Below are 23,225 nucleotides of genomic sequence, written 5' to 3' on the forward strand. Positions count from 1 at the left end.
GTTTTATGCACCTGGCTAGAAAGGACCCCACCATGACATTGCCTTCAGAAAAGCTTGCAGAGCTTGGCCTTTCGTTGCCTCCGGTTGCGACTCCAGTCGCCGCGTATGTTCCTGCAGTTGAGGATCGTGGAGTCATCCGCACCTCCGGACAAATCCCAGTGGTTGACGGCGAGCCTGTCTGCAATGGCGCGGTCGGCGAAGATGGCGCTGATCCTGAAGACGCCAAGGACGCTGCACGTGTTTGTGCCCTCAACGCACTGGCGGCTGCGGCTGCGCTCGCGGGTGGAGTCGACCGTCTCGCGGGTGTCGTCAAGGTGACGGGTTTTGTTGCTTCCTTGCCGGACTTCTATGGCCAGGCTGGTGTCATCAATGGGGCGTCCGAGCTCTTTGGTGAAATTTTTGGAAGCGCACACGCGCGTTCGGCTGTTGGGGTTGCCGCCTTGCCTCTCAATGTGTCTGTTGAGGTAGAAGCGGAGTTTGCTCTGCGCGAGGACTGAAAACCGCCTGGTCGTTTGGGGCGGCGGTAAATGGAGTGGAGGCCGCTCGCTTGGGGAACTAACTTGAGTCCGAATGTGGTTTGCCCAGTTGAGAGTGCTAATCGACGCAGGCTCCAGCTAGGCGTCGGCATACCTTGGAGGGGCCCTTCTGGTCGGCGTTACATGGGGAATGTGGTCACGTCGGGGTATGAGCTCACGTCGGAGGCATGTGGCTTATTCGATTCACCCGCAAAATTAGACACAGTCGTTCCCAGCGACTGTCTGCGCCTAGATATGAATCGTTGGAATTTCAACGTTTCATGTGAATGGTGCTTCCAACCCGACCGACGACTGTGTCTGTTTTTGCGGGTTAGATCCTTAAGTTGAAGGTATTTCACTGTGACGACGTGGCTAGGCGCGCCTAAACTGGGTACCCCAGCGGGGTATCCCGCGTCTCAACACTTCTACACGAAGGACCCATCATGGTTGACACTCTGCCCGAGGCCGCTCCCGGCGGCGAACACCAGACTTTCAAGCTTGTAGACGCGCGCACGGGTAGTGAGGACGTCAAACCTCAGGGTGGCTGCGGATGCGGCGGCTACGGGGATGGACGCGGACACGGAGGTAGTGGTTGTGGCTGTGGAGGACATGGCGGAGGTCGCGATCATGGAGACAGCCAAGGACATGCTGGTGGCCACGGGGCAGGCCAAGCCGGAGGCTGCGGATGCGGCGGTCACGGAGGCGGACACGGTGCTTCGCAGGTCCAGGCAGATCAGAGTGCGGTTGCCGATGCTTCAAAGTCAACGGTTGGAGGTTGCGGTTGTGGCGGGCATGGACGCGGTTATGGTGTAGAACAGTCTCGAAGTGGAGTAGCAGGCGTTCAACACCAGCCCGGAGCTGACGAGCTCGTTATCCACTCCATCCCCCGCGTTGTTCGCCACGCAGTTCTTTTCGCCGCCGTCGATAAACTGCCGGTGGGCGAGAACCTCCAGATTTGTGCACCCCACCAGCCTGAACCACTGTTTGCCCGCCTCCAGAACTCGCAGTTCCACTACCGCGTTGAGACCATTGAAGCTGGCCCCGTGGATTGGCGTTACCGTATCACTCGTCTGAGCTAACTGACTTCTCCGCCGAGAGCAGACTTTATGGTCAAAAATCTGCCAAAAATGGGCGAAAAACGACCATAAGGTCTGCTCTCGGCGGGGGGGGGGGAAGAGAGTGGGGGGGCTAGGCCTTTTGAAGTGGCCGGTTGATCTCTACTGCCCGATCGATTGCCTCGACCGTGTCCTTCGCATCTCCAAAGAGCATCGACGTATTTTCCTTGAAGAACAGCGGATTTTGCACGCCGGCGTATCCGGTCGCCATCGAACGCTTAAAGACGATAACCTTGCCTGCGTTCCACACCTTGAGCACAGGCATACCGGCAATAGGTGAGCCGGGTTCTTCGGCCGCAGGATTGACCGTGTCATTGGCCCCGATGACCAGAACAACGTCAATGTTCTCGAAATCGTCATTGACCTCATCCATTTCCAGGACAACGTCATAGGGAACTTTTGCCTCAGCCAGCAACACATTCATGTGCCCGGGTAGGCGCCCGGCGACCGGATGAATACCGAAAGTCACCTCAACGCCCCGATCCACCAGGTCTTCGACCAAAGCGGCAACCGGATACTGAGCCTGCGCAACAGCCATACCGTATCCGGGGGTAATCATCACCCGCTTGGCATCCAGTAGCAGATCAGCCACGGTATTGGCGTCGACCTCGTGAATCTCGCCCTGCTCCTGGTCGCTCCCAGCGTCGGCCGTCGACGAGTCCGTCCCGAAGCCGCCGAGCAGCACGTTCATGAAGGAACGATTCATGGCCTGGCACATCAGGTATGACAGGAACGCGCCCGAGGATCCGACGATCGCGCCGGTGATAATCAGCAGATCGTTGTTCACTAAGAATCCGGTGAACGCCGAGGCCCAACCGGAATAGGAATTCATAATCGACACAACCACAGGCATGTCGCCGCCACCGATGGCCAGCACCAGGTGAATGCCCAGGGCCAAGGCCAGCAGTGTCATAACAACCAGGCACGTCCACGCGGCCACAGAGTGTTCCTCAACATTGGCGAAGATAACACCCAGGATCACCGATGCCAGGATGATTCCCAAGTTGAGCCAATTCCTGGCAGGCAACAGGATTGGGCGGCCGGGAATCTTGCCGGAGAGTTTGAGGCCAGCTGTGATTGATCCGGTGAAGGTCACGGCTCCAACAAACGTGGATAGGAAGACTTCCCCGTAGTGGAACCCTCCCAGGGCCGCCGATGAAGCGTCCGGCGAAGCGTAGGAGTTGTAGCCGACCATGACGGCGGCAAGGCCGACAAGGCCATTAAAGATCGCGATGAGCTGCGGCATACCAGTCATTTCCACGCGCCGTGCCAGCACCAGACCGATGACTCCACCGATGCCGATGGCTAGTGCAATGAGGATGGCCGTGGTCATGACCCCATAGTGGGGATCAGAAACGAGGGCGATCGCGATGGCCGCAACAGCGGCAATGGCCATGCCGCCCGCCCCAGCGATATTGCCCAGGACCGCTGATTCGTGCCGGGAAAGCCCTGCACATGCCGCAATGAAGAGAGCTGCTGCCAGAATGTAGGCGACGGTCACTGGCTGGTTGAGGTCAGCGACCGACAGGGAGGCTGCTCGGGCTAGTCCTGCGCCGAAGAGCCGCGGGCTAGCTGCAAGATCTGCGTTGAAAAGGTGAACGTGGGTGAGAATCATCGTCGGATTCGCCTCACTTCTTAAACATCGACAGCATGCGGTGAGTAACCGCGAAACCGCCGAAGATATTGATGGATGCCAAAACGATCGACAAGAAACTGATCGCGGCGATGAAAGGATTGGCGTTACCGATCTGCGAGATCGCGCCCACCAGGATGATGCCGGAAATCGCGTTAGTCACCGACATCAGTGGCGTGTGCAGTGCCGGCGTGACATTCGAGATCACGTAGAAGCCCAGCAGAACTGCCAGCAGCAGCACGATGTAGTGGCCGGTTGTCGCCGCCGGTGTCACCAGAATCAAAGCAACGAGGGCCAGCACCGCCACCGCGGAAAAAATCATGAGGTTGCGCCTCGAACGCTTCTTCTGCGCGGCCTTTTCGGCCTCGTGCCGGGCGAGTTCTTCAGCGGTGGGGCCAGTGGGTGCGGCCGGGGCCGCCGAAACCTTGATGGGGGGCGGTGGCCACGTGATGTTTCCGTCCACGGTCACGGCGATGCCGCGCACGACCTCGTCTTCTAAATCGATGACAAGTTGGCCGTCTTTGCCCGGTGTCATGAGTGTCAGCAGGTTGACGATATTGCGCCCGTATAGCTGGGATGCTTGGGCGGGGAGGCGACCTGCGAGGTCCTTGAAACCGATGATGGTCACGCCGTTGGCCGTTACGGTGACTTCTCCGGGCACGGTCATCGTCGTGTTTCCGCCGTTAGCCGCTGCCATATCGACGATGACGGATCCGGGTGCCATAGCTGCGATGGCTGCGTCGTCAAGGAGGATGGGCGCAGTCCGCCCGGGGATGTTTGCGGTGGTGATGATGATGTCGGACTTGGCGGCTTGGGCTGCGTAGAGGCTCATAGCTGCGGCAGCCTCGTCCTCGTTCATGGCTTTGGCGTATCCGTCGCTGGATTCTTCTTGGGCGGTGGGTAGTGCCACGAAGGAGGCGCCCATGGATTCGACTTGTTCGGCGACTTCGGGGCGCACGTCGGTGGCGAATACTTGTGCGCCCATGGAGTTTGCGGTGCCGATGGCGGCCAGGCCTGCCACGCCCGCTCCGATGACGTACACCTTGGCGGGCGGCATTTTGCCGGCGGCGGTGACTTGGCCTGTGAAGACTCGGCCGAAGTGGGTGGCGGCTTCGATGACGGCGCGGTATCCGGCGACGTTGGCTTGCGAGGACAGGACGTCCATGGCTTGGGCGCGCGAAATGCGTGGGACGGCGTCCATGGCCAGGGCGGTGATGCCGGTGGGTTCAAGGCGCGAAGCGAGTTTGGTGTCTTTGCGGGGTGCGAGCCTGGCGATGAGGGTGGCTCCGGGGTGCATGGTGGCGATGAGTTCGTCGGCGGGGGTGTCCAGTGTGGTGACGATGTCTGATTGCCAGACTTCGGCGGCGTCGACGAGGGCGGCTCCGGCTTCTTCGTAGGCGGAGTCGGGGAATTGGGCTGAGTGTCCTGCTCCGTGTTGGACGGCGACCTCGTATCCGAGTTTGGTCAGGAGGCCGACGGTGTGGGGAGTCGCTGCGACCAGTGGTTGGTCGGGACCCTCTGCGGGGACTCCGATGCGCATGGTGGCTCCTTCGGTTGTTTGTTTGATGTTTGCTCGGGGTGTCCGCCGAATGGTTGGTTGGGGCCTGCAAACACCGTTGACTTTGGTTGCTCTTATGGGAAAATTTGGAATTTCTTGAACCTTTCAAGGGTTCGAGAAAACCTTATTGCCCAAAAGTGTCGTCATTCGGGACTTGTGGCCCCATATGGTGAGACGAAAGCAAATAAATGTCAGTGACAAAGAGGCCGGTTAAGCCTTATGGCCCAGATAAACGACCAGATAAATCGCCTGCCGAATTCGATCTAGTGCGGCTACCGTTGGGGTATGAACTTCTTCGACAACGATGCAGATACTCAGGTAGAGAATGATTTCGATCGCGTCGAGGGCACGGTCGTCATCGACGCACCCCTTGAAAAGGTCTGGATGATGGTGTCCGAGCCGGGATGGTGGATCAACGATGGGCCGCTCGGTGACCACGAGGTTACCCAAGGTGACGACGGTGTATACACGGTTGTTGATCCGGAGGCTGGCGAGTGGCTCGTAGAAAAGGCTGATGAGGACCCGATGGATGTCGTGTCGTTCCGCTGGTATCCGGTGGCCGGTGACGAGCTCCCAGACGAGCATGCGACCCGTGTCGAAATCTCCCTGTCAGACGAGGATGGCGCTACTGCCGTTCACGTTGAAGAATCCGGGTTGTCGTCGGTGTCTGATGACGAGGACGAGGCGCGTCAGGTGTGGGACGACGAGGCCGGCTTATGGGATGAGGTCTTAGTCGGACTTAAGAAGCACTTGGAGTCCTAACTCCCGCTCTTCCCTGCCCTCCTCCTCCCCATCCCCGCGAAGGACGCACAAAAGTCTCGCGAGGGACGCCCGTAACTTTCCCGAGGGACGCACAAACGTCCTCTCAACTGCTGCCCGTTGCTTTGTCTCTACTGAGAGGTGGACTGTTCAGCCTCCCGCGCCGAACGCTTTTGATGCGAGTGGGCTTCGACCTCGTCGCAACTGAGCGTCCCCTGCGTAGTTCCGGAAGTGCCGTCGCTGCGAACCCGTGCGATCTTGAGTGAGTATTTGGCGCCAAATCTGGCGATATGAATTCCGGCCACATACTCCAACTTGTCGACGAAGTTGGTTGTAGTCGTCAGATGAAGAACGAGGGCATCGTCCTCGCAAGAAATGAGAAATTGCCCGATGCTTGGGCCTTCTTGATTGAAATCCATTGTGTCTGTCAACGATTCTGCGTCCCACGTTGCACTGATTTTGTGGCCCATATGGCTGTTGAGCTGGCGACCTTAACGTTCAGGCGGGGAAGTTTTCACGCGAGCGACGGATGTAACTGCTGCAACTGTAGGCGAGGTCATAAGGATCTCCTTACCTAAGTTTGAGCATCTCATATCTTGGGCTGGCATCCGGGAGATCTACTGTCGACCGGCTGTACATGGGCGTCCCTCGGCAAACTTATGTGCGTCCCTCGCGGAAGTTTTGGGCGTCCCTCGCGGGGAAGGCGACAAGGAGGGGTGACGGGCTAGGAAGAAGGGAGATTGGGCGGCTGGCGGGTGCAGGAGTAGCGTTTACCCGTCTTACGGCGCAAGCCGGACGAGGCATATCAGAAGGGGACCGCCGATGAATCCGAAGGAACAGCACAGCGCGAGGACGCAACCGCAAAGCATCGTCCTCGCTGCAGCGGAGGAAGGACCACATCTGCAGCGAACCCTGAAAAACCGCCACGTCCAACTCATCGCAATCGGCGGCGCCATCGGCACAGGCCTATTCATGGGCTCAGGCAAAACAATCTCAGTCGCCGGTCCCTCGGTCCTCCTCGTCTACATCATCATCGGTGCTGTGCTCTTCCTCTTCATGCGAGCGATGGGCGAACTCCTCCTCTCCGACCACCGATACTCAACCTTCGCCGACATTGCCCGCGACCTCATCGGGCCGTGGGCGGGATTTGTCACCGGATGGACCTACTGGATGTGCTGGGTCGTCACCGGCGTCGCCGACATGGTTGCTATCACCGGTTATGTGCGTTTTTGGTGGCCGGCCACGCCAGCATGGATCCCCATCGTCATCACGACAGCGCTGCTCTTTGCCCTCAACGCAATGACCGTCAAAGCCTTCGGAGAAACCGAATTCTGGTTCGCCCTGATCAAAATCGTCGCCATTTTGGCCCTAGTTGTCGTCGGCTTTGCCATGGTGACCATCGGCGTAACAGGAGAAAGCGGCACACCCGCAGCCATATCGAACCTGTGGGCTCACGGCGGATTCTTCCCCACGGGTTTCGACGGATTCCTCGGCGGCTTCCAGATCGCTCTCTTCGCTTTTGTCGGCATCGAACTGGTAGGCACCACGGTCGCCGAAACAGCCGACCCTGAAACCACCTTGCCAAAAGCCGTTAATTCCATTCCGATCCGCATCATGCTGTTCTATGTCGCAGCCTTGGCGGCCATCATGATGGTCACACCATGGGACGAGGTCGACCCCAACGCCTCCCCCTTCGTCACTATGTTCTCCATGACGGGACTGGGCGCGGCGGCCACCATCGTCAATCTGGTGGTCCTCACGTCGGCAGCGTCCTCGGCAAATTCGGGGATCTACTCGACCTCGCGCATGCTCTACTCACTTGCCGGACGAGGCGACGCGCCCCAGATTTTCAACCGGCTATCCAAGCGCCACGTACCCCGCAACGCCCTTTTCCTGTCCTGCGTCTTCTTGCTGTCCGGCATCGTCATTATCGGAACGGGCGGCTCAATTTCTGAAGCCTTTACGCTGGTCACGTCCATGTCTGCAACCCTCTTCATGGGCGTGTGGGTGGTCATTGTCGTTGCCTACCTGATCTTTGTCCGCCGACGTCCTCACCTGCACGCGGCCTCGTCTTTCAAGGCACCGGGTGGCCAAGTGAGCGCCTGGGTGGTGCTGGTGTTCATGGTGGCCATGGTGGCGGTGTTGGCATCGAGGCCGGACACCCGCGTCGGCTTGGTGGCTTCGCTCGTGTGGATTCTGTTCATCGTGGGGGCCGCGTTGGTGACGCGCCATCGGATGCTGCGTCGGGCGCAGGAGTCAGCTTCGGTGGATGAATGACGGTGCCTGAGGAAAGGGCCTGCTCAAGGTAACCGCCGCCGGTGCCCGCCACCGATACCTACAGAAGATGCGTCTGCCTGAGCGGCGGCCTGGAATTTTAACGCTCCCAGACCGGGTGATCGGCCTCGTGCACCTACGTCCATTCGCCGTAGTACTCTTCTTCGGCTACTCTCTTGCCCAGTGCCACGGGAACCCGGAGAGACCGGGTTGAGAGGGAGGCTGCCCAGCCTTCGACCGTAGAACCTGAACCGGATCATGCCGGCGTAGGAAGGCTCTTCACTCGTGCGCACCGTGCTGCAACGAGAGGAGAAGCTTCAGCATGGTCAGCAACACCACCCCCACTTCACCCACCTCGCCCTCGGGCACACCCGCACCCAAGCTCGGCTGGCGCGTCGTCGACATGGTGACCGCCGCAATCCTGGGCGTCGCCTGCGGCATGATTTTCCTGGTGTGGAACCAGATCGGCGGACTTGGTACCGACGTCCTGGACGCCGTAACGCCTGGTTTGGGTGGCCTCGCTTTGGGCATTTGGCTGCTCGGAGGCACCCTGGGGGGCCTGATTATCCGCAAGCCTGGCGCTGCGATCCTCGTCGAGGTCATTGCTGCATCCGTGTCCGCCGCACTGGGGTCACAGTGGGGCATCGGAACCCTGTATTCGGGAATTGCTCAGGGCTTGGGCGTCGAAATCATCCTCGCTATTTTCCTGTACCGCCGCTACAACGTGATCGTTGCGCTGCTTTCTGGTGCAGGAGCCGGTGTTGCCGCTTGGGTCCTGGAACTGTTCATGTACGGCAACATTGAAAAGGGCTCGGCCTTCCTGATCATCTACTTCATTGGCTGCGTTATTTCCGGTGCGATCCTGGGCGGCATGGTTGCTTGGCTGTTGGTCAAAGCGCTGGCGAAGACGGGTGCGTTGGATCGTTTCGCCGCTGGACGCGAGGCGCGCACGCGTGTCTGAATCAAATCCCGATACCAGCGCGGGCTTACCAATGGGCGCCCGAGTCGACATCTCTGGGTGGGGTTGGCGCCACGGCGGGCGTAAAGCCTGGACCTTAGACGGTGTGGATCTGGCCATCGCCCCAGGTGAGCGTGTGCTGGTATTGGGGCCCTCGGGGTCGGGCAAGTCGACCCTCATGGCTGGTTTAGCTGGCCTGCTTGGTGGCGAGGACGAGGGTGAGGCCCGCGGTTCCTTGACCGTTGACGGTGCCGATCCGACCCTCATGCGCGGGCGAATCGGCCTGGTTATGCAAGACCCGGAAGCCCAGGTTGTGCTGGCCCGCTGCGGTGACGACGTGGCTTTCGGCATGGAAAACCTGCGTGTGCCGCGTGAAGAAATTTGGCCTCGCGTCAGGGCATCTATTGACGAGGTCGGCCTCGACGTTGCGCTCGACCGTTCCACTTCGGCTCTGTCGGGTGGGCAAAAACAGAGGCTTGCCCTCGCGTCGGTTATGACAATGCAACCGGGACTGCTGCTGTTGGACGAGCCCACCGCAAACCTTGATCCGGCTGGCGTGGTGGGAGTGCGTGACGCGGTCGAGCGTGTTTTGGCTGACTCGCAGGCGACGCTGGTAGTCATTGAGCACCGGGTGGATGTGTGGAAGGACCTGGTTGACCGGGTTGTGGTGGTCCTCGATGGACGGATTGCCGCCGATGGGCCTGTTGAGTTGGTGCTGGCCGAGCAGGGCCAGGTGTTGCGTGAGCGCGGCATTTGGTTGCCCGGTGACGATGTCGCGGCCGAAGCCCTGGCAACGAATCACGAAGGGCAGCAACAACCTTCGGAGTTCTTGGCAGATGACCCGATCATGACTCTTCGAGGCCTGTCGATTGGGTATTCTCCGCTGCACCCGGTTCGCAGTGACATCAACTTGGATATTCCCAGGGGAGTGTCAACCTGCATCGTCGGTGCCAACGGTTTAGGAAAGTCGACGCTGGCGTTGACGATTGCGGGCCTGCTGGAGTCTTTGGCCGGCACCGTAGCGATGCACCCGAGTACCGCGGCGGACACTTCACCGACTTCTACGCTGGCGGGCGCGCCCTCGTCACAAGATCCCCACGACTGGAAATCCGCGGAACTACTGGGCCGCATTTCGATGGTGTTCCAAGAGCCTGAATATCAGTTTGTGGCGCGAACCGTGCGTGAAGAACTTGAGGTTGGGCCGCGCAAGGCTGGTATCGACGGCGACCAACTGGCTGCTCTGGTGGATGAACACCTGTCGGCTTTGGGTTTGTTGGCCCTTGCGGGTGCGAACCCCATGACGCTGTCCGGTGGTGAGAAGCGGCGTCTGTCTGTGGCGACGGCGCTTATTAGCGCCCCCGAGTTGTTGATTTTGGATGAGCCAACCTTTGGCCAGGATCGGCGCACCTGGTTGGAGTTAGTGCGTTTGCTGAGGCGGGCCCGTCAGTCTGGCACGACCCTGGTGTCAATCACCCACGACCCGGCTTTCGTCGCGGCCATGGGCGATAACGTCATCGACTTTGCCGATTACGGCACGGCGGTAGGGGCGGGTGTGGCCGGTGAGCCGAGCAACTCCGGCACCCCCCAAAAACCTGCCACCCCCACACCTCCCGCGAAGGACGCCCAAAACCCCCGCGAAGGACGCCCAAAACTTCCGCGAAGGACGCCCAAAACTTTCGCGAGGGACGCCCAAACGGCGGCAACCACCCGTAAGCGGCGCAGCCTCCTCGACCTCGTCAATCCTGTGACCCAGGTGCTCGCGCTGATGATCATAACGACGCCCCTGCTCATCACTATCGACGCAGTGTCAGCTGGAACCGCCCTCGCCCTGGAGATGATTCTCCTAGTCGTATCGCGAATCCCCCTGAAAAAATTCGCACTGCGCATGATTCCGCTGTTCATCGCGGCCCCGCTTGCGGCGCTGTCGATGCTGCTGTACGCGAACCCGGGCGGCGATATCCACTGGCAATTTGGCCCGGCCATCATCTCCGACCGCTCGATGCTATTGGCCATGGGGATCCTCGTGCGTGTGCTCGCGGTGGGAACGCCAGCGATTGTCTTGCTGTCGCGCATTGATCCGACGGATATGGGCGACGGGATGGCCCAAGTGCTCCGCCTTCCGGCGCGCCCGGTCCTGGCCACGCTGGCCGCTGCCCGCATGACCGGACTCATGGCCGCTGATTGGAAGGCCTTGGAGCAGGCCCGCCGAATCCGCGGCATTGGAGACGCGCATAAAATCATTTCCGCCGTGCGAGGATCCTTTTCACTCCTGGTGTTTGCGCTTCGACGTTCGGCAAAACTATCGCTGACCATGGAAGCGCGGGGTTTTGGAGCGGCCAAAGAGCGGACGTGGGCGCGTGAGTCCCGCGTCGGAGTGGCCGACGCAGTCATGCTGGCGATTGCCGTCGCCATTCCCGCGATTGCTCTGACGGCTGCGATTGTTACCGGCAATTTCGAACTCATCGGCAGGTGAGTGGAAAGCGGTGTGCAGACGAGGACGAGGGCGGGCCAACGTCAGGTATGAGGTCGGGCCAAGTCACGTGCAACCAACCAAGGCCGGGCGACGCCGGCCTGGGTGCGCCCTCCTGGATGTCAGGCACAATAGCGAGATGACGAGTCAAGAGATTTCGTGGGTTCAAGGTAGTGAATTGCCAGCTGAGATTGTCTCGGCCGCTGCCCGCGCGGTGAGATCGTCGCGGCTTTCGGCCTCGGAGAATACCCGCGACGTACGGCTGACCCGCATCGTCCTCATCGACGGACTCTCAGGCGCGGGCAAAACTTCATTCGAGCGTGCACTGCGGCTCGCCCTCGCCGAAAAGCTAGATGAACCCATCCAGCACATCAGCGTGGACTTGTGGTACCCCGGCTGGGACGGGCTCGACGAGGGTATCCGCGAGGCCGAACGTATCGTCGCCGACCTCAACTCTGACCGCGACACCTGGTATCAACCCTGGGATTGGGCCGCGTCTACCCCGCTTCCTCCAAAGCAGATCCACGCTGGGGGAGTGGCCATTGTTGAAGGCTGCGGTGCCCTGACCTCGTCGACGAGGGCGTGCGCCGACTTTGCGTTCTGGGTGGAGGCTGCGGGCGGCCACGATAGCCGCCGCAAACGTGCTTTGAACAGGGACGGCGACATTTACCGGCCGCATTGGGATCGCTGGGCCGCCCAGGATCAGGCAAGGGTGGATCGGGATCGGCCTCGCGAACTTGCGGATGTGATTGTGTGGACGTGATTGCGCAGACGTGGCGCACGTGCCGTGGCGATGTTACGCGGATAGTTCAACGTGCTGGCCGGTAGGATTCCCGGGTGATGAACGAGGACGAGGCCGCACCCACCAACCCCTTTGCTGTCCCCGCGCCCAAGTATGCGCAGGTGAGGCCCGACTACCCGCCCTCGATCATTGACCATGTGCTGCGCGTGTGTGGCCAGGGGATCGCTGCACGCCCAACGAAAGCTGCAGACATTGGCGCGGGCACAGGCAAAATGGCGGTTCTGCTGGCTGAGCGCGGCCTCGTAATTGACGCTGTCGAACCATCCGAAGCGATGCGCGACCAAATGGCTCAGGCCTTACCCGACGTGATTGCAAACGGCCAGGTCAGAGCCCACGATGCCACGGCCGAACGCACAGGATTGGCCGATTCGTCGGTGGAATTGGTGGTTGCCGCACAGTCGTGGCATTGGGTTGACGCCGCCCTTGCCGCCCAGGAGGCCGCGCGGATCCTGGTGCCGGGCGGCACCCTGGCGGTGGTGTGGAATCAGATGGATGTGTCGATTCCTTGGGTGAAGCGTCTGACCCGGATCATGCGGTCGGGCGACGTTCACCGGCCCGATAACCCGCCGTCTTTTGGGCCGAGGTTCACCACGCCCGCCCTCGTGGTCGAGTCGTGGGAAGATACGATGACCACTGAGCAGATCCTGGAGCTGGGCACGACGAGGTCGTCGTATCTGCGGCAGGACGAGGCCGGGCGGGCGCGCATGCAGGCGAATTTGCGTTGGTACCTGCACGAGCATTTGGGCTATGCGCCGGGTAGTAGCGTGGTTTTGCCGTACTCGACGTTGGCGTGGACTGGCGTCCGGTGGGATTGACGAGGGGTCGGCAGAACTGATGAGGGCCAGCGGGATTGACGAGGACGTGCGTCCCTCGAGAAAAACATGTGCGTCCCTCGAGGGACTTTTGGGCGTCCTTCGCGGTTACTTTTCCCAGGGGTAGACGAGGCCGATCTCGGCGCGCATCTGATCCATGAGATCCATAACCTTCAACGTGTCGTCCAGCGGCATTGTGTCCGACTCGGTCTTGCCAGCGGCCAAGCAGCGAGCCACCTCGGCCGCCTGATACTGGAAACCACCGGGAACCGTTGCATCCCAATCAGTCAGGGTGCCGTTGTCTCCCGCACGCCCCTCGCCGAAGCTGCGCAGGCGCAGGCCGGATGCGCGGTAGAACTGCTCGGGCAATTCGATGACGCCCTTTTGGAACACGACTTCGCCGTAGGTGGCGGATTTGCCGTTAAAGTTCGAGGTCGCAGTGGCGACAGCGCCATCACTCTTCAGTAGCGCCGCCGAAGCAATATCGACGCCCAGCTTAGTCATCTTCGCTGTGGAGGCGACAAGCTCAACGTCGGGGAGGAGCTGCTGGACGAAGGACATGGAGTAGACGCCCAAATCCAGCAGTGCGCCGCCGCCAAGCTCAGGATCCCAGGTGCGCTGGATGTGTTCGAGAGCCTGACCGTGGTCGGCGTGGATGGTCACAATGTCGCCGAGCAGCCCATTGCGTGCAATTTGGGTGAGGACCTTCTGGTGGGGAAGGTGACGGGTCCACATGGCTTCCATGCAGAACACGCCCTTTGCTCGGGCCGCTTCGACGATGCGTCGCGCAGCAGCGGCGTCAACGGTGAAAGGCTTTTCGACGAGGACGTGCTTGCCTGCGTTGATGGCTAACAGGGCGGCGTCCTCGTGCTTGGGGTGAACGGTGGCGATGTAGACGGCGTCAATGTTGGGATCGGCAACAAGATCTTCGTACGAGTCAAAAGCCCGAGCAACGCCGAAATCTTCAGCGAACTTCTGTGCGCGCTGCGGAACCCGAGCGGCAACGCCAGCCATAATTCCAGAGGAATAGGCGGCGACGTCCTGTGCGAACACGGAACCGATCCAACCGGCTCCAATGATGCCCCAGCGGATGGGGGGAGCATCCATGGGGTCGAGTAGTTCAACGCCTTCGGCGAGGCGGGCGATTTCTTCGGGCAGGGGCGCAAGCGCCGCGTGGGGATTCGACGTCGATGTCATGAGGCCAGTTTTGCACGGTTGCGTCGTTCTTGTCTTTTCCTTCCGCGAGGGACGCCCAAAAGTCTGCCGAGGGACGCCCAAAACTTCCGCGAGGGACGCCCATCTTTGCTGGCTATTTCAACTTGTGCGTCCCTCGCGAGTAACTTGTGCGTCCCTCGTGGATGTGGGAAGGGCGGATCGAGAGAAAACTGGCAGAATAGACCCATCATGGAGCCATCACTGCTCGGACTGGTCGCCGCCCTCGCAATGTACGCGGTATCTGTGTCCCCATCACTCATGGCCCGACTCTGGTGGTGGCACGCAGCAGCCTCCGGCATCCTCATGGCTGTCGGCTACATCACCGGCGTGACGATGCAACGCCTCGGCGCAAGAGTCATCGCATGGACAGACCTGCAAGTCACCGCATCCGAAGCCGTCGAAACAGGTTTCCAAGTCGCGCTGACAGGGATCTTCCTCATCTGGTGGCTGTACTCCGTCATCAGCTCATACTTTCGAGCACGCCGCGCCGCCGACCTCGTCGATATGCCCCGACAAACCTTCCCCGGATACGTGCTTGGCGCACTGGGATCCATCGGCGTAGCTGCACTCATCATCTCTTTCTTCGACGCCCTGCAAAGCATTGGCCAGCAAGTGCTCAGGGTGCTCGACCAGTGGTTACCGACATGGGTGGCGTACGCGGCCGCCTTCGTCATCGTATGGACCGGCGTCATCCTCTTAACCTCCCGAGTCATTCTGCGAGGAGGCATCGGCTTTTTCACCCGCCAAGCCGAAAAGATGAACCTACGCACGGCCCGAGGCATCCGACAGCCGGTGACCTCTTCACGATCAGGATCTGAACATTCCCAAGCGACGTGGGAATCGGTTGGCGGCCAAGGCCGAGTCTTCCTCGGCCGAGGGCCCTCGCAAGACGACATCGCCGCGGTCACGGGCCGGCCCGCCTTCGAACCCATTCGTGTCTACGCCGGAATGCCAACGGGCGGTGCGACTTTGGCTGACCGCGCCGACCTGCTGGTCGCCGAATTGGAACGAACCGGTGCCTTCGACCGGTCGGTGATCTCCTTGATGATGTCCACCGGATCGGGGTGGGTGGACGAATGGCAGGTACAACCCCTGGAGTATCTGACCGGCGGCGACTGCGCCACAGCCTCGATGCAGTATTCCTACGTCCCATCGGCGATCAACTTCCTCACTGGCTTGGAGGTTTCCGAGGAGGCGGCGCGCGAAATGTTTACTCGCGTCCGTCAAGCGATCCAGTCGCGTCCGGAAGGTCAACGCCCGGCGCTCTACGTGTGCGGGGAGTCCTTGGGTGCTTTCGCGTCCCAATCGGTGTTTGCTGATGGGGACGAGGTCGTCGCTTCTGTCGATGGTGCTCTTTGGGTGGGAACCCCTGCTTTTACGCCGATGCACCGAGCCTTGACTCAGGCTCGCCACCGGGGCAGTCCCGAGGTCGCGCCCGTCTTTGATAACGGACGGCATATTCGCTTCGTTAATCGGCCGGAGGATCGCCGTAAAGACGTGTATGGCAGGGAGTTGGGGCGCTGGGATTTCCCACGCGTGCTTTTTGCTCAGCATCCCTCTGACCCTGTCGTGTGGTGGAATTCGAAGCTCATTTGGACTCAACCGGATTGGCTGCGTGAGAGGGCCGGCTTCGATGTGTCTGACGATGTTGAGTTCACGAGGTTTGCCACTTTCATTCAGCTTTTGGCCGATTTGCCTGTGGCCGGTATGGCACCTGGTGGGCACGGTCATACCTATCAAGAGGAACTGATCCCGTTGTGGGAGTCGCTGCTGGGCTTTGATCGGCTAGCAGACGAGTCGGCGCTGCATCCTCGGGTTGCTTCTTTGGGAGGGACTTGGGTGAATGACCAGATGCGCGAGAGAATCAGCTTGGCGATCAATGCGAATCTGGCGCTGTCGGATCGTCAGTAGCGGGGGTGTTGTGCGGTCTGACGAGGGTGAGGATGGGCGTCCTTCGGCAAACTTATGGGCGTCCTTCGGGGAATATCAGATGAGGTCGCGCTTTTCCATGTACTTCATGGCGACCCAGCCGAAGGGAATGCGCCCATAGAACGTCATCAGACGATAGATGATCGCCGTTGGCAAACCGATAGACAGTGGAATACCCGCCACCTGCAAACCAGCAGTCAGGGCCGTCTCAACCGGGCCAATACCGCCTGGCGAAGGAATGACCGACCCCAAGGTGTTTGACGCCAAATAGGTTATCGCCAAATTCGACAGGCTCATCGACCCACCCATCGCCTCAAGGGCTGCCCAGAAGCAACCGATGTAGCCAATATTCATCACGAGGTTGCCGCCGACCACCGCTGCAATCCGGCGCGGCTGACCCACGATCCACAGCAAGCGTGGGTAAATCTGCTGCCACGTGGGAAGAACCTTCGCAATGATCCACCGGCGAATCTTGGGTACCGCCAAGGCGACCCCCGTACCAATAGCAACGACGATCACCACGGCCAAAATCGTTCCGTAGGGCAGGGATACCGAAAGCGACGACCCGGACACCACCATCACCAGCAAAAGCAAGATCACCGTGATGACCACCTGCGAAATCTGCTGCATCGTCACGGTTGTCACTGACATCGCCGTTGACATCTTTTTCTTCTTGAGGAAGCGCATATTGAGGGCGGCAGGACCAACCCCGGCAGGCGCCACAATCGTGATGATTGAAGCCGCCACCTGAGCAATTAACGACTCAGAGAACTTCAATTTCTCTGTGCTCAGCGCCATCAGCGGGATCGCACTACCCGCCCACGTCAAACACGCCAAGCCGAAGGAAGCAGCCAGCCACACGGGGTTAGCGTGGGTGACTGCGGCAATGATGTCCTCGAAGTTCATCGAACCCAAAACCACAACCAATGCCACGAACAAAATGGCGGAGGTCAGCAGTGTTCGAGGCCTAAAGCGCTGCAAGTTCGCGGGCTGCGTGGCTCCAGAACTCTCTTCGTCAGCCACCAAATCCGCTCGCAGGTCTTCGAGCAGACTTGTGCGTCGTAACGACTGGTTGACTGAGAATGGCAGGACTGGGCCTTGCAGCACTGGAGCGCACGAGGCCAAACGTTCTTCCGGCAGGCTTCGGCGAGCCATCTCAAGGGCCCTCTCGGCACCCACAGTTGAAGCTTGAAGCACCAGCATTTGAGCAATGTCGATCCGGTGATTGAGGTCAGTGGTGGCGACTTCGCCGCGCTCCCAATCCACGATCCACACCTGCTGGTTGGCGTCGACGAGGACCGAATCGAAAGATAAGTTCCGGTGTGCCACACCTTGTTGATGCGCGGATAGAAGCTGGTCCCAGGCCTGTGTGAGCATGTCGTCGGTGACGACCTCGGCGTCCACAGAATGCAGTGGAGTGGATGCGGGCAGTGCTCGACTTACCGACAGGACGGAGTCACCCGCTTGAGCGATCCCCACTGGTTCGGGGGTGCGTACCCCGCCGCGCCTGGCAGTCAGAATGGTCAAAGTGGAGCGTTCTGCAGAGGCTTTGACTGACGGTGAAATCCACCGGCTTATCCCGCGAAGACGAATGTTGTTCCACACCTCGACCAGGGTGCCGGTCAATTCTCGGCCAGGATCAAGGACCGTCACTTCTAAACCAATTCCGCTGTGATCCCATGCTTGATAGTGGCGGTTCCCATCTGGATCAGGGCGACGCGTAACCGTGTAGTCAACGGAGTCCATCGGCCCTGAGGACTGGCGTAGTTGCCCGTCCTCGTCCTCGTCAATCGACCAGGTTGTCAGCGGTTCATCTTCGGTATCTAAGTCAGCGCGGATGATGCGCGAGGGCGTGACTCCAATCGATAACAAGCCTTCGACAATGTCGACGCCGTCGGCTCGCCGGTCCTGGAAACCAAAGATCCACCTGGCCGCTGACCCGAAAATGCGGCCGATCAGAACCGAAATGAAAGCGCCGGGCAAGGTCATGGATGAACGCATGACACCCAGGAAAAGAATGACCCACAGGCCAATCCACGACCAGCGAACCGTCCTCATGTTCTGGATTTCGCCTGCGGTAGTGAAAAGGGCTGTCAATGTGACGATCACCAGGTTGATGCCAATGGCTGTGTCCGTGTTGCCCGACTGTCCGGCGACTGCGGTGGCCACACGCAGGGGCGCGGTGATGGATTCGGGTAGCAGAGCAACGAGGGCGAGGATGCCCCAGCCGCCCAATGCCGCAACAATTGCCGTGGAGATGGCGTGAGTGATGGTTTGGAGGCGGCGCCGAAGAGCCAGGGCCACGACAATGCCGATGGGAGCAATGAGCACCACCATGCCCTCGATGAGGGTGACGGGCAAGAGGAGGACTTCGCGGATCACCTGGAAACGCAGGACGTCCTCGGTCACGCCCTGGGTGGTGGCGTTAGCGAAAACTCCAACCACCCACACCGCGACGATGCCCAGAAGAGCGACGATGATGTCAACGAGGTCTTCTCGGCGGCGTTGACGCGGCGTCGCTCGGTCCGCAAAGTGGACGGAACGTGTGAGTCTTGGCATGCGTTTTTTTGTCGGCAACGAGGGCGAGAGGGCTTTTTCGGCGGCGGCGCGCGAAATGCCCGCTTCCCGGGCTGCGTCCTCGTCCTCGCGCATCTCCATGCGTCCAATCCTAAACGCGGGCGCCCTGCCGGTAGTGTTGAGACCACACCGACAATCAGGAGGACCATTCGTGATCTGGCCGACTCTACTGATAGCTGCGAGCGATTCTTCGTGGCTCAGCACCGTCATCGGATGGTTCCATGACCCCGAATCCTTACTGGTGGCTATGGGCCCGTGGGTGTGGATCGGCACGCTGCTGATTGTCCTGATCGAATCGGGTGTTCTCTTCCCGGTTCTGCCCGGCGACTCGCTGCTTTTCACAGCGGGACTTTTGCACGATCGCCTCAACCTGCCGTTACCTGCTTTTGTTGCGACTGTGTTTGTTGCGGCCTTTGTCGGTGCTCAGATTGGCTACTGGATTGGAGCTAAGTGGGGGCGCCGCCTCTTCAAGCCTGATGCGCGTTTCCTTAAGACCGAGCACCTGGAAAAAGCCGAATCCTATTTCGATGCTTACGGTGGCCGTTCCTTGGTGATCGGCCGTTTCATCCCCTTCGTACGCACGTTCATTCCTTTGGCTGCTGGTATTGCCCGCTACCCGTACGGCAAATTCTTGGCCTTTAACTCATTGGGTTCGCTGCTGTGGGGTGTAGGAATTACGTGGCTTGGTTCGGTGTTGGGCGGCGTTGAGTTCGTCCACGACAACCTTTCCATGATCATCATTGCCATCGTGCTGGTCTCGCTGCTGCCCATGGTGGTTGAGGTGGTTCTCCAGCGCCGCAAAGCCCGCAAAGAGGTTGTTGCTGCGGCTGAATCCGTCGATGTGGATCCGGCCGGTTCTGCAGCGACTTCGGTGAGTGAAACAGTGGTTGCCGAAGGGGAATGACGCCTGCGATGCTCGGAGAACTGGGGGAGTGGTGGCCGTTCATCCCATCCTTCACTGCGCTCCTCGTCGCTTCGATCCTGCCCGGATGGTTCTGGCTGCGATCAACCGTCCACTCGTCGGTAGTGGCAATTGGCGCTGCCCCGGCCTTCTCTTTCGGCATTGTTGTTATCTGCTCGCTCCTCTTTGATCAGGCAGGAGTGGAGTGGGAAGCATCCAAGGTGATGCCGGTCCTGGGGTTGTTTGCCCTACTCGGCGCAGTCACCTGGTTCTTCAATCATGCGCGGCGCACCACTGGCACAATTCCGCGCCCCGGGCGCCTTGTTGAAGCTATCGGACCGCGTCGACCTTTAGGCGCCCACCAGATCCGTGTGCGCACAGCGACGTGGGCCATGATCTTTGTTGGCTTTGTCTTGGCTGCGCTTCCAATGCTGCTGCGTGCCGACCCCCAAGATCCCGTCCAACAATGGGATTCGACTTTCCACCTCAACGGTGTGCGCTCCATCCTGTCGACGAAGAATGCCAGCCCCTTTGGGGGATTGCAGGAACTTTACGGGGGGCGCGAGGTTTTCTATCCGACCGGCTGGCATGCCTTTGTTTCGATCTTCGTGACGTCGCGAACCGTGATCGAAGTGTCGAATGTGTCGTCCCTGGTTCTTATGGCCATCTGGGTCGTGGGGGCAACGGCCTTCGTCAGTGTGATTACCACGTCGCGTGCCGCGATCCTTTCGGCACCGGTGCTGGCGGGCACTTTGTTAAATATGCCCGCCGACGCGTTGACTATGTACAACCAGTGGCCCCACGCGATGGGTATTGCCGTACTGCCCGGTCTAGCGTCTGCAGCGATCACTGTGGGACGGCGAGTGCGTGACACCTGGGGCCAGGGCGTGCGGCCACAGCTACCCAGCCTTGGGCCTGCAGTGTTCATTGCGGTCAGTGTCGTTGGTGCTGTTGGTGCCCACCCGAGTTCAGCCTTCACCCTGGTAGCGATGTTGGCCGCACCGCTATTGGTCTCTTTGGGTTGCTTCTTCAAGAATGCTGTGAGGGCGAAGTCCTTACTTGCCTCAGCCGGATGGTTTGTGGCGATGGCCGCCGTCGTTGTTGTTCCTCTGGCGGTGCTCAGCGTCGACAAAATCCAAGCGATGGGGAACTATCCGAGGTCGGGAATCTCCTGGTCAGTGGCCTTTTCTCATGCGTTTGTTCCGTATCCGCCATTTAGCCAGACTGCTGGGCTGACCATGTTGGTACTCGTCCAACTTGTCCTGGTTGCTCTTGGATCTTCGTTGATGCTGCGCGTTGGCCCTGCATTCAGGCGATGGTGGGGCGCTAGGCCCCTTGACGAGGATGCTGCTGGTGCTGCGCTGCGTGCGGAAGTGTCCGACACGGTTGGGCACATGGATCTGACAGGCGGCGTCAATACAGAGAGTGGTCGTGTCGATGAAGGAACGGCAGTCCTCGTCGATGACAAAGCCGCAACGATGATCGGCCAGCCCGAAGCTGCCCCCGTGCCCGTGCCCAAAGCCGCACCCGTGCCGACAACTGCATCGATACTCGCAGACCCCGACCTCGACCCCGAAGCCGAGGCCGCGCCCGTCCTCGTCGACGGCGCGCACATACCCGCCTGGCCGGTCGCCTCCTACCTCGTGTTCTGCGCGCTCACCTTCATCGCCTACATGCCCGACAATCCATTGCGGGAATACTTGCTTGCTCCCTGGTACATGGACGCGCGAAGAATTATGGGCATACACGGGCTGATGATGGTGCCACTTATGGCTGTTGGTTTCTCATACGTGACAGAAAAGATCCATGGCCTCGTCATTGCAATCAAGCCCGAACATCGACTGTCGGTGCGGTGGATCATCGATGTCTTGGTCGGACTGATCCTGATAGTCCTGTCTGCTTTCGGAGCGATTGATGCCCGTGTCAAAGCCACCGACTACGTCTATGACTCCATGAATCTGGGTAAACCTGGGATGGCTACAAAAGCCGAGTTGGCAATGCTTCGGCGAGCCCGCCTCATCCTGCCCAATGAAGCCCTCGTCGTCGGTGATCCCATTGCCGGCGAAGCATACATCGAAGTAATTGCCGACAAAGATACGGTTTTCCCCCAGCTCACCATGGCCAACGAGGACAAGTACTCCCAGGAAATCCTGTCCCAACACTTCAACGAAATCCACACCAATCCGCAGGTGTGCGAGGTCGTTCGAGATCTTGGCATCACCCACTTTTACGAGGACGAAGACGGCATGTACTACAACTTCATGCGCTCCTCGCGTTCGCCCGGCCTCTACAACGTCGACACGTCAACAGGTTTCGAACTGGTTGACGAGGGCGGCACAGCCAAGATCTGGAAAATCACCGCATGCGGCGAAGTTGAAGGCGGAGGCAAGAAAGGCTGAGCATAGGCCGACGGCGGCTCGGCATCTAACCGACGTCCTGTTTTAACGACTTTGCCTCCGGTGGATACGCCCACCCCACGTCCTCGTCGCCTTCGCTGAAGGCCCTCGCCAATCGGACTGAACTGCCCGGCGGGGGCGACCTCGCTAATCTGGCAGCATGGAGCACAACGCCACCACGATCCCCGGTCCTCAGCCCAACGGCGAACACATGCGCATCGCGTTCCTGGGGCCATTTGGAACCTTCACCGAACAAGCCGTGCGCCAAATCGCGCCCGCTGACGCCGAACTGCTGCCCATGACTTCTGCGCCGCAGGCGCTCGCGGCTGTGCGTCGGGGGGAAGCAGACCGAGCTGTTGTGCCCATCGAAAACTCCATCGAGGGCGGAGTTAATGCAACGCTTGACTCCCTGTCGCACGGCGAACCGCTGGTGATTGTTGCCGAAATGGTCGTATCCGTGGTGTTCCAATTCGCTGTCCGCCCGGGTACTCGTCCCGAAGACATCAAACGCATCGGCACGCACCCCCACGCCTGGGCTCAGTGCCGCAATTGGGTCGAAGCCACTTTCCCCGGCGCGGTGCATGTGCCCGCAACATCGACTGCCGCTGCCGCCCAGCTTTTAGCTGAGGGAGATGCCGGGTTTGAGGCTGCCCTTTGCAATGACGTATCTGTTCAAAGCTACGGACTGCAGGCCATGCACCGCGACGTCGCAGACAATCCGGGAGCTGTCACGCGATTTGTGCTCGTGTCTAAGCCGGGCGTGATTCCGCCAGCCACGGGGGCTGATAAGACAACGATCCAGGTGGCGTTGCCCGTGAACGAGGCGGGCGCTCTGCTCAAGATCCTCGAACAGTTTGCGGCGCGCGGCGTGGACCTGTCGCGGATCGAGTCGCGTCCGTCGGGCGATGGTCTGGGGGATTACACCTTCAGCATTGACATCGTCGGGCACATTCATGAAGAACGCGTGCAGGCAGCTTTGGTGGGGCTTCACCGTAATTCGCCGGAAGTGCGCTTCATTGGGTCCTATGCGCGCACTGATGGGGTCCCTGCGCGGGTGTTGTCTGGCACCAGCGATGAGGCCTTCCGTAATGGTCGGGCGTGGGTTGCCTCGATTCTGGGTGGGGGCGATGGTGTGAGTGTTCCCGAGGGCGAGGCGCCGGGCTGGCCGCTGCGCTGAGGTGTGTGGGCTTGACCTTGTGGGCCTGGCCTGGAGGCTTGTGGCTGTTGGCCGGATACAGATTCCGCGGTGAACGCAAGGCCTTACGTCTAACTGTGGTCATGCACCCACGCTTTAACTGTGTGCGACTAGCC

General features: G+C 60.2%; 16 protein-coding genes, 1 pseudogene and 1 riboswitch. Of the genes and pseudogenes, 12 read left to right on the forward strand and 5 right to left on the reverse strand.

Annotated elements, in window-relative coordinates:
• Positions 1 to 32 precede the first annotated feature (32 nt).
• Positions 33 to 497, forward strand: coding sequence for a RidA family protein (locus G439_RS0100160; RefSeq protein ID WP_022867169.1), 465 nt, complete (start codon positions 33 to 35; stop codon positions 495 to 497).
• 461 nt (positions 498 to 958) lie between these two features.
• The gene (locus tag G439_RS12310) at positions 959 to 1,594 is read left to right on the forward strand and encodes a DUF2249 domain-containing protein (protein ID WP_083940700.1); all 636 of its coding nucleotides are present in this window, start codon (positions 959 to 961) and stop codon (positions 1,592 to 1,594) included.
• 109 nt (positions 1,595 to 1,703) lie between these two features.
• On the opposite strand, the gene G439_RS0100170 is transcribed toward G439_RS12310, so the two are convergent.
• Positions 1,704 to 3,245: an NAD(P)(+) transhydrogenase (Re/Si-specific) subunit beta gene (locus G439_RS0100170; RefSeq protein ID WP_022867171.1), complete on the reverse strand. Its 1,542-nt coding sequence runs from the start codon at positions 3,243 to 3,245 to the stop codon at positions 1,704 to 1,706.
• Between the two features lie 13 nt (positions 3,246 to 3,258).
• Positions 3,259 to 4,803, reverse strand: coding sequence for a Re/Si-specific NAD(P)(+) transhydrogenase subunit alpha (locus G439_RS0100175; RefSeq protein ID WP_022867172.1), 1,545 nt, complete (start codon positions 4,801 to 4,803; stop codon positions 3,259 to 3,261).
• 303 nt (positions 4,804 to 5,106) lie between these two features.
• Between G439_RS0100175 and G439_RS0100180 the strand changes: the two genes are divergently transcribed.
• A complete protein-coding gene (locus G439_RS0100180) occupies positions 5,107 to 5,583 on the forward strand; it encodes an SRPBCC family protein (RefSeq protein WP_022867173.1) in 477 nt (158 codons plus the stop codon).
• Positions 5,584 to 5,711: 128 nt separating this feature from the next.
• Here the strand turns inward: G439_RS0100180 and G439_RS10515 are convergent.
• A pseudogene (locus G439_RS10515) lies at positions 5,712 to 6,056 on the reverse strand (DUF2218 domain-containing protein); the annotation flags it as partial.
• Between the two features lie 346 nt (positions 6,057 to 6,402).
• On the opposite strand from G439_RS10515, the gene G439_RS0100190 reads away from it, so the two are divergent.
• The 5 genes from G439_RS0100190 to G439_RS0100210 all read left to right on the forward strand — a co-directional run bounded on the left by G439_RS0100190 (position 6,403) and on the right by G439_RS0100210 (position 12,899).
• Positions 6,403 to 7,857, forward strand: a complete 1,455-nt coding sequence (locus G439_RS0100190; protein ID WP_022867174.1) for an amino acid permease — start codon at positions 6,403 to 6,405, stop codon at positions 7,855 to 7,857.
• Between the two features lie 175 nt (positions 7,858 to 8,032).
• Positions 8,033 to 8,144, forward strand: a riboswitch (TPP riboswitch).
• 32 nt (positions 8,145 to 8,176) lie between these two features.
• Complete coding sequence (locus G439_RS0100195; RefSeq protein WP_022867175.1) at positions 8,177 to 8,815, forward strand: ECF transporter S component; 639 nt, start codon at positions 8,177 to 8,179, stop codon at positions 8,813 to 8,815.
• A gap of 31 nt (positions 8,816 to 8,846) precedes the next feature.
• The gene (locus G439_RS0100200; protein WP_083940748.1) at positions 8,847 to 11,285 is read left to right on the forward strand and encodes an ATP-binding cassette domain-containing protein; all 2,439 of its coding nucleotides are present in this window, start codon (positions 8,847 to 8,849) and stop codon (positions 11,283 to 11,285) included.
• 136 nt (positions 11,286 to 11,421) lie between these two features.
• A complete protein-coding gene (locus G439_RS0100205) occupies positions 11,422 to 12,045 on the forward strand; it encodes a nucleoside/nucleotide kinase family protein (protein WP_022867177.1) in 624 nt (207 codons plus the stop codon).
• Between the two features lie 77 nt (positions 12,046 to 12,122).
• Positions 12,123 to 12,899, forward strand: coding sequence for a class I SAM-dependent methyltransferase (locus G439_RS0100210; RefSeq protein ID WP_022867178.1), 777 nt, complete (start codon positions 12,123 to 12,125; stop codon positions 12,897 to 12,899).
• A 105-nt stretch (positions 12,900 to 13,004) separates the two neighbouring features.
• Here the strand turns inward: G439_RS0100210 and G439_RS0100215 are convergent, their stop codons facing one another.
• A complete protein-coding gene (locus tag G439_RS0100215; RefSeq protein WP_022867179.1) occupies positions 13,005 to 14,093 on the reverse strand; it encodes a Gfo/Idh/MocA family protein in 1,089 nt (362 codons plus the stop codon).
• 207 nt (positions 14,094 to 14,300) lie between these two features.
• Between G439_RS0100215 and G439_RS0100220 the strand changes: the two genes are divergently transcribed.
• Entirely contained in the window at positions 14,301 to 16,022 is a 1,722-nt protein-coding gene (locus tag G439_RS0100220; protein WP_022867180.1) for an alpha/beta hydrolase, read from the forward strand.
• A 75-nt stretch (positions 16,023 to 16,097) separates the two neighbouring features.
• Here the strand turns inward: G439_RS0100220 and G439_RS10520 are convergent, their stop codons facing one another.
• The gene (locus G439_RS10520; protein ID WP_022867181.1) at positions 16,098 to 18,698 is read right to left on the reverse strand and encodes a lysylphosphatidylglycerol synthase transmembrane domain-containing protein; all 2,601 of its coding nucleotides are present in this window, start codon (positions 18,696 to 18,698) and stop codon (positions 16,098 to 16,100) included.
• A 70-nt stretch (positions 18,699 to 18,768) separates the two neighbouring features.
• Here G439_RS10520 and G439_RS10525 point away from each other — a divergent pair, with 70 nt between their 5' ends.
• From G439_RS10525 to pheA, 3 genes are all read left to right on the forward strand, one after another.
• Positions 18,769 to 19,521 carry a DedA family protein gene (locus tag G439_RS10525; protein ID WP_022867182.1) on the forward strand — a complete coding sequence of 251 codons (753 nt, stop codon included), beginning with the start codon at positions 18,769 to 18,771 and terminating at the stop codon, positions 19,519 to 19,521.
• On the forward strand, positions 19,518 to 21,917 hold the full coding sequence (locus G439_RS0100235) for a DUF6541 family protein (RefSeq protein ID WP_022867183.1): 2,400 nt from the start codon (positions 19,518 to 19,520) through the stop codon (positions 21,915 to 21,917). The genes G439_RS10525 and G439_RS0100235 overlap by 4 nt, the downstream gene beginning before the upstream one ends.
• Positions 21,918 to 22,074: 157 nt before the next feature.
• The gene (gene pheA / locus G439_RS0100240) at positions 22,075 to 23,091 is read left to right on the forward strand and encodes a prephenate dehydratase (protein ID WP_022867184.1); all 1,017 of its coding nucleotides are present in this window, start codon (positions 22,075 to 22,077) and stop codon (positions 23,089 to 23,091) included.
• Positions 23,092 to 23,225 lie beyond the last annotated feature (134 nt).

It is taken from the genome of Schaalia vaccimaxillae DSM 15804 (genome assembly GCF_000420425.1).
In the GTDB taxonomy this organism is placed as follows: Bacteria; Actinomycetota; Actinomycetes; order Actinomycetales; family Actinomycetaceae; genus Pauljensenia; species Pauljensenia vaccimaxillae.